Annotated in this window: 11 protein-coding genes; 2 read left to right on the top strand and 9 right to left on the bottom strand. The window is 36.4% G+C overall.

Going from position 1 to position 16,928, the window contains the following annotated elements; genetic code table 11:
- The first annotated feature begins 23 nt into the window (after positions 1-23).
- The gene (locus ABDJ41_RS16440; RefSeq protein WP_349787164.1) at positions 24-1,178 is read left to right on the top strand and encodes a calcium:cation antiporter; all 1,155 of its coding nucleotides are present in this window, start codon (positions 24-26) and stop codon (positions 1,176-1,178) included.
- Positions 1,179-1,266: 88 nt separating this feature from the next.
- On the opposite strand, the gene ABDJ41_RS16445 is transcribed toward ABDJ41_RS16440, so the two are convergent.
- The 5 genes from ABDJ41_RS16445 to ABDJ41_RS16465 form a co-directional block, all read right to left on the bottom strand.
- Complete coding sequence (locus ABDJ41_RS16445) at positions 1,267-4,071, bottom strand: hypothetical protein (protein WP_349787165.1); 2,805 nt, start codon at positions 4,069-4,071, stop codon at positions 1,267-1,269.
- 260 nt (positions 4,072-4,331) lie between these two features.
- Positions 4,332-4,961 carry a hypothetical protein gene (locus ABDJ41_RS16450; RefSeq protein WP_349787166.1) on the bottom strand — a complete coding sequence of 210 codons (630 nt, stop codon included), beginning with the start codon at positions 4,959-4,961 and terminating at the stop codon, positions 4,332-4,334.
- A gap of 107 nt (positions 4,962-5,068) precedes the next feature.
- Positions 5,069-8,011 (bottom strand): DNA polymerase III subunit alpha, encoded by a 2,943-nt coding sequence (locus tag ABDJ41_RS16455; RefSeq protein WP_349787167.1) that lies wholly within the window; start codon positions 8,009-8,011, stop codon positions 5,069-5,071.
- 2 nt (positions 8,012-8,013) lie between these two features.
- Entirely contained in the window at positions 8,014-9,171 is a 1,158-nt protein-coding gene (dinB, locus tag ABDJ41_RS16460) for a DNA polymerase IV (RefSeq protein WP_349787168.1), read from the bottom strand.
- 127 nt (positions 9,172-9,298) lie between these two features.
- On the bottom strand, positions 9,299-9,907 hold the full coding sequence (locus tag ABDJ41_RS16465; RefSeq protein WP_349787169.1) for an NAD(P)H-dependent oxidoreductase: 609 nt from the start codon (positions 9,905-9,907) through the stop codon (positions 9,299-9,301).
- A 119-nt stretch (positions 9,908-10,026) separates the two neighbouring features.
- On the opposite strand from ABDJ41_RS16465, the gene ABDJ41_RS16470 reads away from it, so the two are divergent.
- Positions 10,027-10,923, top strand: coding sequence for a LysR family transcriptional regulator (locus ABDJ41_RS16470; RefSeq protein WP_349787170.1), 897 nt, complete (start codon positions 10,027-10,029; stop codon positions 10,921-10,923).
- A 24-nt stretch (positions 10,924-10,947) separates the two neighbouring features.
- Here the strand turns inward: ABDJ41_RS16470 and ABDJ41_RS16475 are convergent, their stop codons facing one another.
- The 4 genes from ABDJ41_RS16475 to ABDJ41_RS16490 all read right to left on the bottom strand — a co-directional run bounded on the left by ABDJ41_RS16475 (position 10,948) and on the right by ABDJ41_RS16490 (position 16,870).
- Positions 10,948-11,670, bottom strand: a complete 723-nt coding sequence (locus ABDJ41_RS16475; protein WP_349787171.1) for a class I SAM-dependent methyltransferase — start codon at positions 11,668-11,670, stop codon at positions 10,948-10,950.
- Positions 11,671-11,683: 13 nt separating this feature from the next.
- Entirely contained in the window at positions 11,684-14,239 is a 2,556-nt protein-coding gene (locus ABDJ41_RS16480; RefSeq protein WP_349787172.1) for an adenosylcobalamin-dependent ribonucleoside-diphosphate reductase, read from the bottom strand.
- Positions 14,240-14,478: 239 nt separating this feature from the next.
- Positions 14,479-16,257 (bottom strand): 7TM diverse intracellular signaling domain-containing protein, encoded by a 1,779-nt coding sequence (locus tag ABDJ41_RS16485; protein WP_349787173.1) that lies wholly within the window; start codon positions 16,255-16,257, stop codon positions 14,479-14,481.
- Positions 16,235-16,870: a response regulator gene (locus tag ABDJ41_RS16490; RefSeq protein WP_349787174.1), complete on the bottom strand. Its 636-nt coding sequence runs from the start codon at positions 16,868-16,870 to the stop codon at positions 16,235-16,237. Before ABDJ41_RS16490 ends, ABDJ41_RS16485 begins: the two co-directional genes overlap by 23 nt.
- Positions 16,871-16,928: the final 58 nt, after the last annotated feature.

The raw sequence follows: 16,928 nt of genomic DNA on the forward strand, positions 1-16,928 counted from the left end.
TTTATTAAGCATAAATTTGCGCCATGATTAACACAATTATTCCAACCTCAACAAAAATCCGATTGGCATTAGTATGGCTAATTGTCGGCCTATTTTATACCGTAGGTTCTTCTTTACTAGGCGAAGATATGACACAAAATGCAGCCATATTTGGTTTCATCATACTATTAGCCACCATAATTGCTGCTTCATTTGGTGTAGTAAAAGAAGCAGATGCACTTGCTCATAAACTGGGAGAGCCTTATGGAACATTGATCTTAACACTTTCCATAGTATCAATTGAAGTCATACTAATCTCAGCAGTAATGCTTGGACCCGGGGAGTTTCCAACCATCGGAAAGGATTCTATTTTCTCTGTAATGATGATTATCATGAACCTGGTAGTTGGCCTCTGTATTTTATTGGGTGGTTTAAAATATGGAGAACAAGAATATAATGCCCAGGGAACGCTTACTTATATTTCTATGATTATATTATTAGGAGGTATGTCTTTACTTCTCCCAAATGTAATTATCGGTTCGGGCAATGGAATTTTCACACATACACAAGCCGTCATATTATCTACTTTGATTGTGATTTTATATGTTTTTTTTCTGGCATGGCAAATGAAAGGTTACAAACACCTTTATGTACAACCTGTAACAGGAGCCATGGAGATTCCTTTTTCTCAACGTAATATGGATTTATCAGAAAATACACAACAAATAAAATCAACTGGAAACAATAAAGAAATCATCATCCGTTCTATTATACTGATTGCTATGATATTACCTATTGTTTTATTGTCGCACAATATGGCTAAAGTTGTTGATTTTGGAATAAAAGCTGCTAATCTTCCGCCCCTGCTTGGCGGAGTATTGATTGCTATTATTGTGTTTACTCCTGAATCTATTACTGCCGTAAAAGCAGCACTAAATAATGAAACACAAAGAGCGATAAACCTTTGTCATGGTGCATTTGTTTCTACTGTAGGATTAACTGTACCAGCAGTTTTGATCATTGGATTGATCACAGGAAAAACTGTTATTTTTGGTATCTCTCCTACTGAAACCATTTTGTTCCTTATAACTGTATGTCTTAGCTTCCTTACGTTTTTTGGTAAGCGCACAACTCCAATATCAGGGGTTATGCATTTAGCTGTATTTGCTATTTTTCTAATGTTAATTTTCAATCCTTAGATTATCTCTACAGTGAAAAACGCAAAACAGGCTGTATTATCATACAGCCTGTTTTGCGTTTAAAGTATTGTTTATTCCAACAATCGGATTATTTTTTCCCAGGCATGTTATTTTCATTAATACTTAATGTCTTTAAATTAGACACCTTACCTGGTGTTATTTTATATGTAGAGCTAGTACCGATGAAAAAGATGGTATTTTCTCCTTCTTTTACATTGGTGTTAAATTTCACTTTTCCATCTGAACTGATTACATTCCAGTCGCCGGCTTTCATGCCTGCAAGAACAACCTGATAAGAGCCTTTAGCAGGAATTTTAAATGAAAATTGCTGATTGATATAATCCAGGCCTTTATTCAAGCTTAGCACTCTATCAGCTAAAACAATAACATCACTTACAGGTGTAACTAAATGTGTAACAGGAAGTGGCTTAGTTTCACCAGAAGTTAACTGAACTACACTTAAAAAATGATCATTATTGCTTTCTTTATTTGGTGTAAGCATAATACGATGTCCTTTTCCTTCTGCAAGAGAACTGACAGGTGCATCATACTTAAATTTAAAAGAACTGTTTGCATCAGCACCGCTAAATACTTCTAATTTTCTTGCATCAGCAGATGGAACCAGGATATCTACATGCGCTTTACCTACCAAATCGCCCAACTGATTTTGCAATACTACACCACTTTCCGTAAGCAATGGCTTATTATGTGCATTGATTTGCCAATACTTCTTAAACTCAGGTTTAGCAGTTGACATATCGTCCGTTAAAATTATTGCAGCAGGCACATCTTCCCTATCCAGATTTAAAAACATCATACTTCTATTATAAGCACTTATTTTAGCAGAATAAGCACCCTTTAGGTCTACTGAAAAATAACTGAAAAATGGCTTAAGTTTAGATGGACCAAAACTGGTTGATAATACTTTTCCATTGTAAAACAACGGATTAGCTTTAACCTCTTCGGGTGTTACAGGATGACGTTGAACAAAACGCGTCCCCCCGTCATTAGACTCAGAAGTAAGGAATTTTTCTGAAGGGTCTACTGCCAACATCATGCTATGAGCTACAGACCTTTTATTAAAGTTCAAGTCATAAGGTGTTCCATAAAATTTATATAGTCCTAAATCTCCAAATTGGAAACCACGATAATATAATTGTACGGACCCTGCATCACTGTGCTGGTGATTCCCAAATATATAGCCACCTCCTTTAATTTCGGCAACTACATCACTACTATTTGGACCTATATTCCAACCTGTACGAGCAACCATTGATCCGAGTACTTTCCCAAAATCTTTTGTTAAAGGAAGTGATTCACGACTCGGTTCAGCTTTTAGATCCGGATCATTCAACAGGAGAAATAATACCGGGTTATTTGGCAGTGAACCTTGGCGCTGAAATTCGGCCTTGAGCAGAGGATCGGCTGCATAAGCATAACACAATAACATAGTTTGAGCTGCAGACCAATAGTACGGCTTGCCTCCAGAACCAGATCCAAAACCATCTCCATCGCGAAGCATTTGTCCATCAGGTGTACGCATATATTGCCAGTAATTACGAACATCTTTAATGTTATCGTCAAAAACAGGTTTACCAGTCATTCTATAAAACAACCATGCAGCATGCATATCCCAACCAAAACGATAAGAACCATAGTTTACTCCCTGATTATGTCTTGGCGACTGGTATTCAAACTTCCTCATTGGAACTAGCTCTTCTAAAATAGCATAAGAAGTATAACGGTATGGAAGTGGGTTCTCATCATAAATAGCTATACTCATCGATAATAAATCACGACACACCTGAGCTTCATTACCGTGACCATTTACTACTTTTTGAAGAAAAGGCGGCCAGCCAATCTCCATATCATCAGCCAATCTCATTAGGTTTTGACAATATATCTTCTTTTCTTCAGGACTTAATAAATCGTAGCACCAATCATAAACTTCTGAAGCAGCTGTAATGGCACGCCCAATTTCACGTGTAATGTCAAGTAGATTTCCAAACTCTACATGTGAAAGATAATCTTTCATTAATGTAATTGCTTCACGACCCACTTTTTTATCACCAGTCATTAAATAATAAAAGGCTTTACTTTCAGCTGCAGTTTCGAGCTTTGCATCAAAACTCATTTCTGCATTAGGATCAAATTTAAAATCAAATGAAGTAAGCGCAGCTTTTTTAACCTTTTCCCAAGCCGGAGTATTTTCACCCTTGGTTAATCCTGCTTTTACAACCTGCAAAGATTCTTGATTTACCCACAAACGAGGGTGTCCGGATAAAGGAACTACTTTAGGGCGATAAGCTTCAGCTTTAGCTGGGACAGCTGGTGGAGTATATGGAGTAAGTTCAAGATATTCAAATCGAACACCTTTTGGCAACCAGATTTTAACTTGTTGATCCTGCCCGTTGAATTCAAACTTGCCTGAAGTTTGTAAAGGCCTGTCCCAAGGTACGTAAACTACTCTTTTAGTTGGGCGTAAATCATCAATCTGAATCCTGATATACATAGATTCATATTTAGTTTTCGCCTTTTTCATCAGCTTTGCACCCTCTTCATCTGTTACGGCATAAGTACGCATTACATAGCGTCCAGCAATAGGTAATTTTACGTTAAAAGTAAGGTCAGCTTCAGGGCGTTCACCATCAATCGCCGCCGTAACCTCAGCTTTTAGACTCATGCCTTTTCCATTGCTCAATCTCTTTTCTGATATGATTTCGCTAGTTGAGGAATTAATCTTTACTGTTTCAGCATTATATCTGACCTTTATAGGCTTCTCCTTATTGGAAGTCTGAGCTTTGATTTCTGTTATCAAAGAGAAAGGTAGAATTAAGAGTAAACAGAACAATAATGATTTCTGCTTAAGTACATTTGTTTTAAATGGTTTCATCTGTGGTGTTATTTGGCTAGAATAATTGTTTACTTATGATTTAAAATGTTAATTAAATAAAAACGGGTACGTCAACAATATATAAATAGACAAAAAAATATCCAATAAAACAAAATTTATAGTAACTGAATATATTAAAACAGCAGGCAGTAATCAGTATTTCAAAATCTGATTGTGGGCTAAAGAGTCCTTATAAGGGCAATAAAATAAAGAAAAAAACTTAGCTGGGGTACTCAAACAGTTGCCCCCTGCTATATCCTCTAATTTTTTAATGTAAATTCAATATGCTGTACCAAATAAGCCTTTCCAAATTTGGTGAGATCATGTTTTACTGTCGCCTTTATAGACCTCCATTTAGGGGTAGGTGTCTGTTTGGTTTCTTCCCATTTCTGACGCATTTCCAATGAATGTTGCCAAATCTCCTCTAATTGATCTTTCACCGTCTGACTAGCATAAGTTAGCTCTAGCTTATCCTTTATATATATGTATTGATCATCTATTTTACCCATATCAATAAATGGCCCACCTGGTATATACGATTTAATCAGTAAGATATCGAATGATTCATCCCCTATATACCTTTCTTCGCTGATTACTTTTGTGAAGTTAAACCACCTATCTGATGCATCTTGTGGTGGATTTAGATTAATATTAAATTTAGCCTTAACACGATAAGTATAGCCTGGTTTTCTTTCAGGAAATCCATGCAACGACAGTCCTATCACTTCATTTTGTGGTAAAATTAACAGGTTATCATTGGCTGATCCATAACGATGATCAACCACAAGCTCAACTTCCTGTCCGTTTTTAAGCTTAAAAGGGCCATACACTTCTTCTTTTGAACATGAAGAAAAAAAGAGCATGGCAAAGAGTAAATAAAGATACTTCATAGTAATAAGATTTATTTACTGCTTAAACGTAAACTAAATCTCAAACGCTACATCTTATTGTATTTAAAATCTTAGTTCTACCCAGCTCATCTTTCTTGGTAAATACCTTAATCCATGACTGGGTTATTCATAATCTCTAGCTTAGCAAACTTTTTAACTTCAATGCTTGGATAACCAAAATCTTCCACAACTTTCCCCAAAATCAAGTAACAACCCGAACCTCTAAAAGGATATATTGGTGTATTATTGGAAAAATGTGTAGTATCAAAAAAATTGCCCTCAACATCCAGAAATGTACCAAACCACATCCTGTTATTGTTTTTAGTATGCACCGTTTTCTCGCAAACATATAAACCTACCATTTTTACTATCCGCCCCAGATTATTCATCAATTCATTAGCCTGAAGTTCTCCCCGATATTCTGTTTTAAGTAAATCAAACATTGATAAACTGAGTGGAAAACCAAGCAATTCCAACTCATGATAAGCATCTTCTAGCTTAGTATTAACTAAATCTGGTAAGATATAGTGTTTGGTTTGTACATGAAACAACTCGGCATGATTACTTGGTTTTACTTTATGACCAAGTAAAGTATGAACTTCCCACAACAATATCTTTTTGCTTTTTCCAGTAAAACGCATAGCTCCGCAGCGAATCAAAATTATAACCTGCTCCAGGCCAATTTCCGTACGCTTTACAAAATCTTCCAAATTCAGATATTTCCCATTTTGTTTGCGCTCATCCGGAATCAGCTCTACAAATTTTCCTTCAAGTCCTTGTATCCCCACAAAACCTAAATAAGCATCAATACCACTAATAGACACCACTGCCTCACTCCTGTTTACACATGGCAGATGCACTTTTGCCCCTACTTTTTTTAGTTCATGTACATATAGCCATCGGGTATAAAAACCACCATAATTATTGAGCACTCCAACCATAAATTCAATGGGATAATAGGTTTTCAGATACAAACTCTGGTAACTTTCTACAGCAAAACTTGCAGAATGTGCTTTCGAAAAACTATACCCAGCAAAACTAGATACCTGCCTCCATACCTCCTTAGTTATCTCTTCTGGCCGGCCTAGCAGCTTAGCACCATCATGAAATTTCTCTACAAGCCGGTCAAATTCAACCCTGGAGCGGTATTTACCACTCATTCCTCGCCTTAAAATATCAGCATCAGTTCCATCCATTCCACCATAATAGATACAGATCTTAATCACATCCTCCTGGTATACCATCACACCAAAAGTTTCTTTTAACTGCTCTTCCATCACCGGATGCAAGTACCTCACGTCTGTGGGATGATGAAAATTATAGATATAGGTTTTCATCATTCCAGATTGTGCAACTCCCGGACGAATAATGGAACTGGCGGCAACCAATGTTAAATAGTTGTCGCAGGTCAGCTTAGCGAGTAATTGTCTCATAGCTGGCGATTCAATGTAAAAGCATCCGATGGTATTGCCTGTTTTCAACCTGTTATTGAGATTAGGGTCTTTCATAAACATTTGAACCTGATGAATATCCAATCTTTTTTGCTGATTCTGTTGCACCAGTTTAACGGCTTCTTTAATATGCCCAATTCCTCGTTGAGAAAGGATATCATATTTGTCATAACCAATTGCTTCCGCTTCGTACATATCCCACTGCACAGTGGGCATTCCTTTAGGTGGCAGATCTAAAGCGGTATAATAGGTGATTGGTTCTTCAGATATCAATACCCCACCAGCGTGAATACTTCTTTGGTTAGGCATTTTGGCCATCAGATTCTGTATAGCAAGTATCTTTTTAAAAGTATCATTATCGCGATTTACCACAGCACGAGCAGGGTCGGTAAAGCCATCAATTTCCGATTTAGGTAAGCCCATAACTTTACCGATCTCTCGAATTACCGAACGGTCTTTAAAGGTAGACATCGTTCCCAACAATGCTGTATGTTCTTTTCCGTAGCGTTTAAAAACATAATCCTGAACATCTTCCCGTTCGTCCCAGCTATAGTCAATATCAAAATCGGGTGGTGAGGAACGTTCTACGTTTAGAAATCTCTCGAAATACAAATCGAGTCCGATAGGATCAACATCTGTAATTTGCAAGCAGTAAGCTATAATACTATTGGCCCCAGAGCCTCTACCTACATGATAATAGCCCCTACGCATAGAATACTGAATAATATCATTAGTAATCAGAAAGTATGCACAAAAATTCATCTCGACGATTACTTTCAGCTCATTCTTTATTCGTTTTAAAGCCTCTCTGTTTTTACTACCATATCGATAAAGCATTCCTTCCATGGCCAGTTTTTCGAGAAGTGCCATATCATCTTTTTCATTTCCGGTAAAGGTCTTTTTGTTGAGTTTTAATTTCCCTTCCGGATAATTCATGGTACAACTATCCATCAGTTTACGGGTATTATCAAGAATAAAAGCATACCTGGCAAACTTCGCTTCCAGCTCTCCCGGCATTAGAAACATATCCGTTTCCCTGCATTTATCATCTTTCTCGACCATTGTAAGTAAGGTATTCAGATCAATCCCCCTTAAGTATTCATGCAAACGATAACCGATTTTATTGGCTACAAAAACAGGTTGCAAAACCAACAACTTATCCTGATAATCTGTTAAATCCTTATTATAAAGCTGATACAGTTCATCGAAACGGATACCAATGTATTCATTTCTTTTCAATTTGGCTTTATATCCATAAGGATATACCACATAAGCATGCTCAAATACACATGGCTCATCGGGCAATTCCTTTTGCTTTAGGTTATGCTCGCTAAGGAAATCATTAAGTTCTTTCATTCCCTCTTTATTTTTTGCGATGCCAATATAAAGCAGCCTTTTATCCCTTCTGAACTCCATACCTCCAATGGGTTTGATTTTGTTCTTACGACACTCCCTCATGAACTCCATCACTCCGGTAGAATTATTGATATCTGTTATCACCATCTGCGTAATACCACGTGCAGAGGCCTCTTCTATCAAGTTTTCGATAGACATAGTGCCATAGCGCAGGCTATATTGGGAATGGACGTTCAAATACATGATTATAGTTTAATATCTAATACCGAAGCTCTGGTTACTGCATCTTGTCCGAAACGATTCCGAATTTTATCCAGAGCCTGTACCAGACTATATTGCTCCTGCGACTCACTGTACATATCAATCTGTTCAAATCCAGTTACCAAGCTAGATAAGCGTACCCCCACCAGTCTGAGTAGCATCCTGCGGTTATACATCTTTTTAAAAAGGTCTTTTGCAGTCGCAATTAATACACTATCCAGCGAGGTATAAGCAATGGCAGCTTGCTTTGTTTCAGTTTCGAAATTGGCATAACGGATGGTAACTGTTACACATGCAGTCAATTTTTTCTTCTCCCGAAGCTGATAAGCGACATCCATAACCTGAGCTATCAACAAGTTATTAATCATTTCAATATCTATAGAGTCCGCATGAAAAGTACATTGAGTACCAATAGATTTTTGTTCAGCATAGGGAATAACCGGACTATTATCTATCCCTTTTGCTTTTTGGAGTAACGACAATCCGGATTTACCCAACAGAAAGTTCATCTGATCTGGGTGAATCTGTGATAAAGTGAAGATTTTTTTAATTCCCATATCACTCAACTTTATGAAAGTCTTCTCTCCAAGGCCGGGAATTTTACGGATAGATAAAGGATTTAGAAACGGTTGCACTTCAATCTGTTCTATTTGCTTTTCTCCACCAGGCTTACACTCATTGGTTACCATCTTCGCAACGGTCTTGTTTACGGAAAGGCCAAATGAAATAGGTAGTGTTAATTCTTTCATAATGGTTTCACGCAATTCATGTGCATATTTCATTACCCCATGAAAGCGATCCATACCTGTCATATCTATATAATGCTCATCAATACTAGCCTTTTCAAAAAGTGGTACTCTTTCTTTTATGATATCGGTAATTTCATGCGACGCTTTTGAATACTCCTCCATGTTACCTTTGATAAATACAGCATGGGGACATAGCATCTTCGCCATGCGCGAGGGCATAGCTGAATGAACACCAAACTTCCTAGCTTCATAACTACATGACGCTACAACACCACGATCCGATGTTCCACCAATAATCACAGGTTTACCTTCAAGGTCTTTGTTTTTTCGTACCTCACACGATACAAAAAAAGCATCCTGATCCATGTGAATAATATGCTTTCCCTCCCCCATGATAATGAATTTATTATATGGCAAAGTTATACTAATATTTTTAGTATTTTAAAATAAAAACCAAATAAAATAGCAATAGCATATTGATTATTATAATAGAAAAAAATGATTACATCATTCAAAGGATCTAACTTCCTACCTCTTCCCCAACAAACACTTTACTCAAATGTGCTTGATATCTTTTCAAATCGACCTGTATATCCGCATTTTTTTCTACGTCATGAAAATGAATACTCTCTAAAGGCATCATACCCGTAAACGCATTCATCCGATGAAACCCAAATAATGGTCCATCATCTACACTTGTTTCATTAAAAAACTCGCCAGGCATTGTAAATGCTTCTTTAGGCGCATTCCATGAAGTCGTCAACATATATTGTTTACCATGCAACATTCCTCCAGTACCATAATTGATTGCCGGATCAACAGATGAACGCCCATCATTTTTATAAATTCCAGTTTGGTGTCCTTCAGTAAAAACAACATCTATATATTTCTTAAATTCATGAGGGACCTGAAACCACCATATTGGAGTATGATAAATAACAACATCTGCCCATTTGTAATTCTCTACTTCTTGTTTAGGATCATAAGGTTGATTAATATCTGTGTACCGTAAATTAAAATCAAGTTCCTTTTTAAAGAAATCTATTGTAAAATCTGAAAGTGTTTTATTAAATAAACCACCAGAATGACCAAATACCTGTCCTCCGTTTATTACAAATATGTTTTTCATATAAATATGTTTTTTATTTTATCTTCTATTAATTATTACACTACAAATTTACCTGCAATCATTATCTCATTAAAATAATATAAATCATACATTTGTATCATAATTATAATAGATAAATCATGACAAACTTAGAATGGTTTAGAACCTTTAAGGCAATTTATGAAACAGGATCGCTAACAGGAGCTGCTGAATCCTTATTCATATCACAACCCGGAGTAAGCCTGCACTTAAGCTCCCTGGAAGCTTATGTAGGATATAAACTATTTGATCGTACATCAAGAAAAATGGTTTCGACCGAACGCGGAAAAATCTTGTACAATTATGTTCAGGAAGCAATTTGCAAATTAGAAGAAGCAGAAAGACATTTTCATAAAAGTACTGAAAAGGATGTACCTACCATTAGTATAGGTATGTGTTTTGAAACTTTCCAATTTACCTTAGAGCCTTACCTCCCAACCCTTCCCTTTAATGTGATCATTAAATTTGGGGAATATCCTCAAATGTTGGGCGACCTGGACAACGGCATTCTTGACCTAATCATTACTCCACAAAAAGGCGATTATAAAGGATTAGAATACAAGCCGTTTTTCACGGAGAAAATAGTCTTGGTAGCAGGTAAGCACACTCCTATTGAGGAAATAAAAAAACTCATTAACAAAAACAGTCTTCCCGAAATTCAAACCTGGCTTAAAGATCAAACCTGGTATGGTACAGCTGGCGACATGGAGCATTTACGTCGATTCTGGCATCAGAACTTTGGGAAACGTCCTGACTTCAAACCTAACTTTATCGTCCCAAATATCAGTTCGATTATCAGATGCCTGAGCGGTGGAAAGGGAGTAGCTGTAATTCCTGACTTCCTTTCTAAAAAAGAATTAGATGCTGGTGATATTAAAATTATCTGGGAAGGTAATAAGGTTATTGAAAACACCCTATACTTTGGAACACGAAAGAAATCTATCTATGCAGAGCAGATCAGCATGGTCCAGGAAATATTTGAGCGCGAAATGATTTAGCCTAACCTCTGGTTTTTGATGGGATTATTTTATCCCACCAAATGCTGCGAAATTAGAATTCTTATGCAGTATTTCAGTTGTTGAAAATCCTACTTTGTGCAATAAAGAAAGTTGATAATTTAAGGAACGTGGAGTATCCTCATACTCCACATAATCAAAAACTTTTTGCGCATATTCAGGTCCACCCAATGACTCAAGATACCCCCTATACTTATGCTCAAAAAGATTAGTAATCGGTACCGAGTTATGTTTAATTAAATCAGAGATCCACAAACTACCACCAGGTTTTAAAGCTTTATAGATTTTAGTAAAAACAAGTTCCCAATCGGCATCATCACGTAAGTGATGAAATGTAGCAGCAGCCAAGACAATGTCGAAATGATTATCCGGCAAGTCCAGATTACGCATGTCATTATGCAGAATAGTTATTTTACCATTCGTCCACTCAGAAACACGTTCTTTTGCCCGCTCCAACATCGGCATACTCAGATCATTAAGCGTACAATTCAAATCTGGAATCTTACTAAGCATGGTCAAGCTGTAATTACCTGCACCACATCCTATATCTAACAATTCTTTTGCCTGTGGATTAACGTATTTTGCCGCTTCTGTACATAGCTCCATAGAAATTGGCGCATCAATAGTCGACAATTGCCCCGTTTCCAGGTTAGAAAAACGTTCAACATCATTATCAAACCTTGCTGCAATCTCTTCGTTAGTCGCTTTATGGGAATAATCTGTTTTCATTTACTTTTAATATTTATCCGCATTTAGATGAACCACAATCTTTACAAGTAAGACAACCTTCCTGATAATGCAGATTGGTAGAATTACAATTCTGACATTGTTGTTTTCTAGCTTCTGTTCCATCTGGAACGTAACGTTTTAATGCACGTGCAACTCCATTTTTCCAGGTATTTATGGCTTCATCCAGTTGCAAACTATTGATTAAATCTACAACCTTTTCAATAGGCATACTATGCCTTAATGTACTCGAAATCAATTTAGCATAATTCCAGTATTCCGGATTAAACTTATATGATAGTCCCTCTATAGTGGTTTTATGACCACGCTTATTTTTATATTGGAAATCATATCTCGAACTACCATCTGCCTCACGACTTTTGATAATTACCCCATCATTCACCCATCTTGGCAATAAGATCCCATCCTCATCATCAGCAAAACCAGTAAAGATCTCGTAAGGTTTTCCATCTATTAAACCAATAAAGGCAATCCATTTATCTTTGCTATTCTGAAAACGTACTACATCCGCTTCAAGAACTGCAGGTCTTGTTGTTGAGAAAACAGAATGACCAGCCGTCTCTTCCTCTTCAGCCTCTGGAGTATCATTAGAAATCAACACACCTGAGCGTGAACCATCTCTATAAACAGTAACTCCTTTACATCCAGACTTCCATGCCTCCATATAAACAGCTCCAACAAGCTCTTCAGTTACATCAGATGGCATATTAATAGTTACACTAATAGAATGGTCAATCCATTTCTGAATCTCCCCCTGCATCTTAACCTTTTTCAGATAATCAACGTCGTTAGAGGTAGATTTATAATACGGAGATAACTCTACCAGCTTATCCAGGTCCTTTTGTGCATAGTTTTTAGTAAGGTCATGCCCGTTCACTTCCATCCATTGCTTAAAGCGCGGGTGAAAAACGACATATTCTTCCCATGAATCTCCTACCTCATCCACAAAATCAACCCTTGCATCTTTATCATTCGGATTTACTTTTCTACGTCTTTTATAAACCGGCATAAATACAGGCTCAATTCCAGAACTGGTTTGGGACATCAGACTGGTTGTTCCCGTAGGTGCAATAGTCAGCAAAGCGATATTACGTCTTCCATATTCCATCATATCATTATACAGACCTGGATCTGCCGTTTTAAGTCTATTGATGAAAGGATTGTCCTTTTCACGTGATGCATCAAATATGGTGAATGCACCTCTTTCTTTTGCAGTAATCACTGATGAACGATATGCCTCTAATGCAATGGTCTTATGAATTTCTACCGCAAATGCAGTTCCTTCATCACTACCGTAACGCAATCCCATAGCCGCAAGCATATCACCTTCAGCAGTAATACCTATCCCAGTTCTTCTTCCCTCTTTAGCCTTAGTCTGGATATTTAACCAGAGGTTCATTTCAGTACGTTTAATCTCATCTCCTTCCGGATCTTCAGCGATCTTTTCAAGAATCGCATCTATCTTTTCAAGTTCCAGATCTATAATATCGTCCATGATACGCTGAGCCGCATGAATATGTTGTTTAAATAAATCCCAATTAAACTTCGCTTTAGAAGTGAAAGGCTGATCTACATAAGAAAACAAATTGATAGCCAGCAATCGGCACGAATCATAAGGGCATAATGGAATTTCACCACATGGGTTAGTAGATACCGTCTGATAGCCTAAGTCAGCATAACAATCAGGCACAGATTCTCTGATAATAGTATCCCAGAACAAAATTCCAGGTTCCGCAGAACGCCAGGCATTATGTACAATCTTCTTCCATAATTGTGTCGGATCTATAGTTTTCTGATAAAGTGGGCTATCGCTATGAATTGGATATTGCTGCAAATAAGATTCGCCGGAAGCTACAGCTTTCATAAACTCATCGTCAATACGCACAGAAACATTGGCTCCAGTAACTTTACCTTGTTCCATTTTTGCATCAATAAAATCTTCTGCATCTGGGTGTTTGATAGCTACAGAAAGCATTAATGCTCCTCTTCTTCCATCTTGTGCAACTTCTCGGGTTGAATTTGAATAACGCTCCATAAACGGAACAATACCAGTAGAAGTTAGTGCAGAATTCTTTACAGGCGATGCTTTAGGGCGTATATGCGACAAATCATGTCCTACACCTCCACGTCTCTTCATCAACTGTACCTGCTCCTGATCAATCTTCATAATCCCGCCATAAGAATCAGAATCTCCATCATTACCAATCACGAAACAATTGGAAAGTGAAGCGATTTGATATGGATTACCAATACCTGTCATCGGACTTCCCTGAGGGATGATATATTTAAAATCTTTGATCAATTCAAATATTTCCGTTTCAGATAAAGGGTTAGCATAACGCTGCTCTATCCGAGCTAACTCAGATGCAATTCTATGATGCATATCATCTGGTGTTCCTTCATAAACAACCCCTTCAGAATCTTTCAAGGCATACTTGTTTACCCAAACTCGGGCAGCTAAATCATCACCTTTAAAATAGTCAAGAGATTTATTATAAGCTTCATCAGAGGTATAGGTAATTTGAACTGGTTCCAGGGATTCAACTTTCATAATATATTGAGTTTTCTTTTAATAAATGTAGATCACAAATATACATTTTCTGCACACCCACAACAAACATTAAATCCATAAAGTTTCATAAAAAATCACGCAATAAATTGAAAAACAAACACTTGACTTCTTATTAATCACAAAAAGTTTACAAATTTTAAAAACTAAATAACAAATAAAAATCACAGACATGAATGATCCATAGGCTATTACCTTCCAAAATGGATTTAAAAATCTTTTTATTGGATCGGAATAATAATCTGCACAACAGTTCCTTCACCTGAGGTACTATTTATTTCAAAATCCCCCTTATAATATCTTACTCTTTTTTCTATGTTCTCGAGACCAAAACCCTTTGCTACACGACTCAGGTCAAATCCCTTGCCATCATCACTATATTGAAAAACATAAGCATCTGGATACCCGTATAACTCTATAATAATCGAACTTGCATCACCATGCTTTAAAGAATTATTTATAATTTCCAGGGAAATCAGATATAAATCATAAATCCACACCTCGTCTAAACGCTCAGGAAAGTCGTAAGAAAACAGATCAATCTCCGCATTTCCTAATCCAACATTTAAGCTTAACACCTGACTTTTCAAACTAGACACTAATGCCCCCTCATCTAAAGATTTAGGTAAAATCTGATGCGATACCTCTCTAATATCACTAGTCAGGATTTTAATGTTCTCTTCCGCCAGAGCTATATTCTTAAGCTGAATCAACTGCAATACATAAGCCAACTTACTTCCGAAATTATCGTGTATAATATTTGCTATGGATCTACGCTCCCTAATTTGAACCTGCGTTATAGCTTGTAGCGATTTCTCTTTTTCCAGTATAATTTCCCTGATCAGCTTGTTATTTTTCTGAAAGGTATCTATATAGTTTTTAGTTAACACGTAACCAAAAAGCAGAACTTCATACAAGCAACTATACATCAACCCATCAACTTTTACGTCAATTGATATGATTCCAAAAAAGTTCAATATAAAGCATAAACCCCAGATATTCTGCGGCAAAAAAGCAAGAATAACATAGACTGCCTCATGTTTATTTATTTTCAAATGTAACACAGCGCTCCAGGCCATAAGTATTAAGGCTACAAGAAAATTAAAATAGCCCAACAACATAAAGCCTTTGATCCAACCAAGTTTATCCAACTGCAATAATGCTATGCTAACCAAAATGAGGCAAAAATTAAAAACATTAAGTCCTTGAATAATCCTGTACTTTATAAGATCAAACCTCCTCAAACTCAGATAATGTGATAAGAAAGCACTTAACGCAATCACCCAAAAAAAAGCCACATAAATCCTTAACTCACTATAAAATAAAAAATCAGGAAACAATAAATGCTTTGCATAATTAGTAGACACCAAAATATACAACATGCTCAGCATTGAATACAAAATATAAAACAGAAACAATCTTTTCCTGGTGATAAACAACAAGAGCAGATTAAATAGAACAAGCAAAAAAACAATGCCCATAAAAAATGAAATCACCGCAATCTTTACATTCGATTCACGAGCAAGACTATCACGATCAACCACATTAAAAGAAAAACCTAATGCTGAAATCTCCTTTTTTACACTAACGTAATACACTTTTTCCTCCCCGGGTTTTAATTTAACCCGAAAAGCAAGCGAGGTTAAAAAAGGACTGCTGTAAATAGTACGATCACCAAGGATCCCTGCTAACTTCCCCTTTTCATAAATAACAAGACTATCTATATGATTATTATTAAAACTCAGCCAGGCATCACCATCATTAAGTAAACTCTTATTTCTTATTTTGACATCACACCAGACAACAGTGCTATCATTGTAACCAATATCAATCCTTTCGCCGATCTGATAAGGTCTGAAACTTTTTTCACTAATATTTGTTATGCTCCATGTAGAATTTGTATCAACAGCATATCCAGCATTAACCTCCAGCTCCCCTTGTCCGTAAACAAATGAAACCACATTCAATAAAAAAAGACTAAGAAAACAGGTTATTTTCATTAGCAAACTTTATCAAAGAAGCACTATTACCTATCTCTAGTTTTCTATTTATATTTCTTCTATGCGTATCTACAGTAGTCTTACTGATAAATAGTATCTCAGCTATTTCTTTACTGGTCTTACCTTCTATAATTAATCTGATAATCTGTTTTTCCTGACCGGACAACCTGAATTTAGCTGCAACGCTCGTATCAATTTCCTGAAATGAATTACTATAATTCTTAACTCCTTTATTCGTATAAAACGAAGCATCCATATTCATTTCTATAACAGAAATCAACTCATTAGCCTCCGTTTCTTTTTTTAAAAATGCATGAATCCCAGCCTTTTCAGCCTTTTGTATCAGAAAATCTTCATAATAAGCAGTCAGAATTATAACCTTTGTTCCTTTTAATTCCTTCCTAAGCTCATTGATTAATACAAAACCATCAATATTATCAATATTCAGATCACATATAAACACATCCACAAGGTGCTGCTGTAAATACTGTTTACAAGATACAGAATCCTTAAAACTGATAATATCATACTTGCCGGTATTTTTTTTAAGCAATTCAGTTAATCCGCTAGAAAAAAGAATATGATCATCACAAATAACAATCTTTTTAGTCATTGAGGTAGGAGTTGCGTAGTCTGATTGCCAGCTAATATAACAAAAAACAAAACTATAA

It is taken from the genome of Pedobacter sp. ASV1-7 (assembly GCF_040203335.1).
Lineage (GTDB): Bacteria > Bacteroidota > Bacteroidia > Sphingobacteriales > Sphingobacteriaceae > Pedobacter.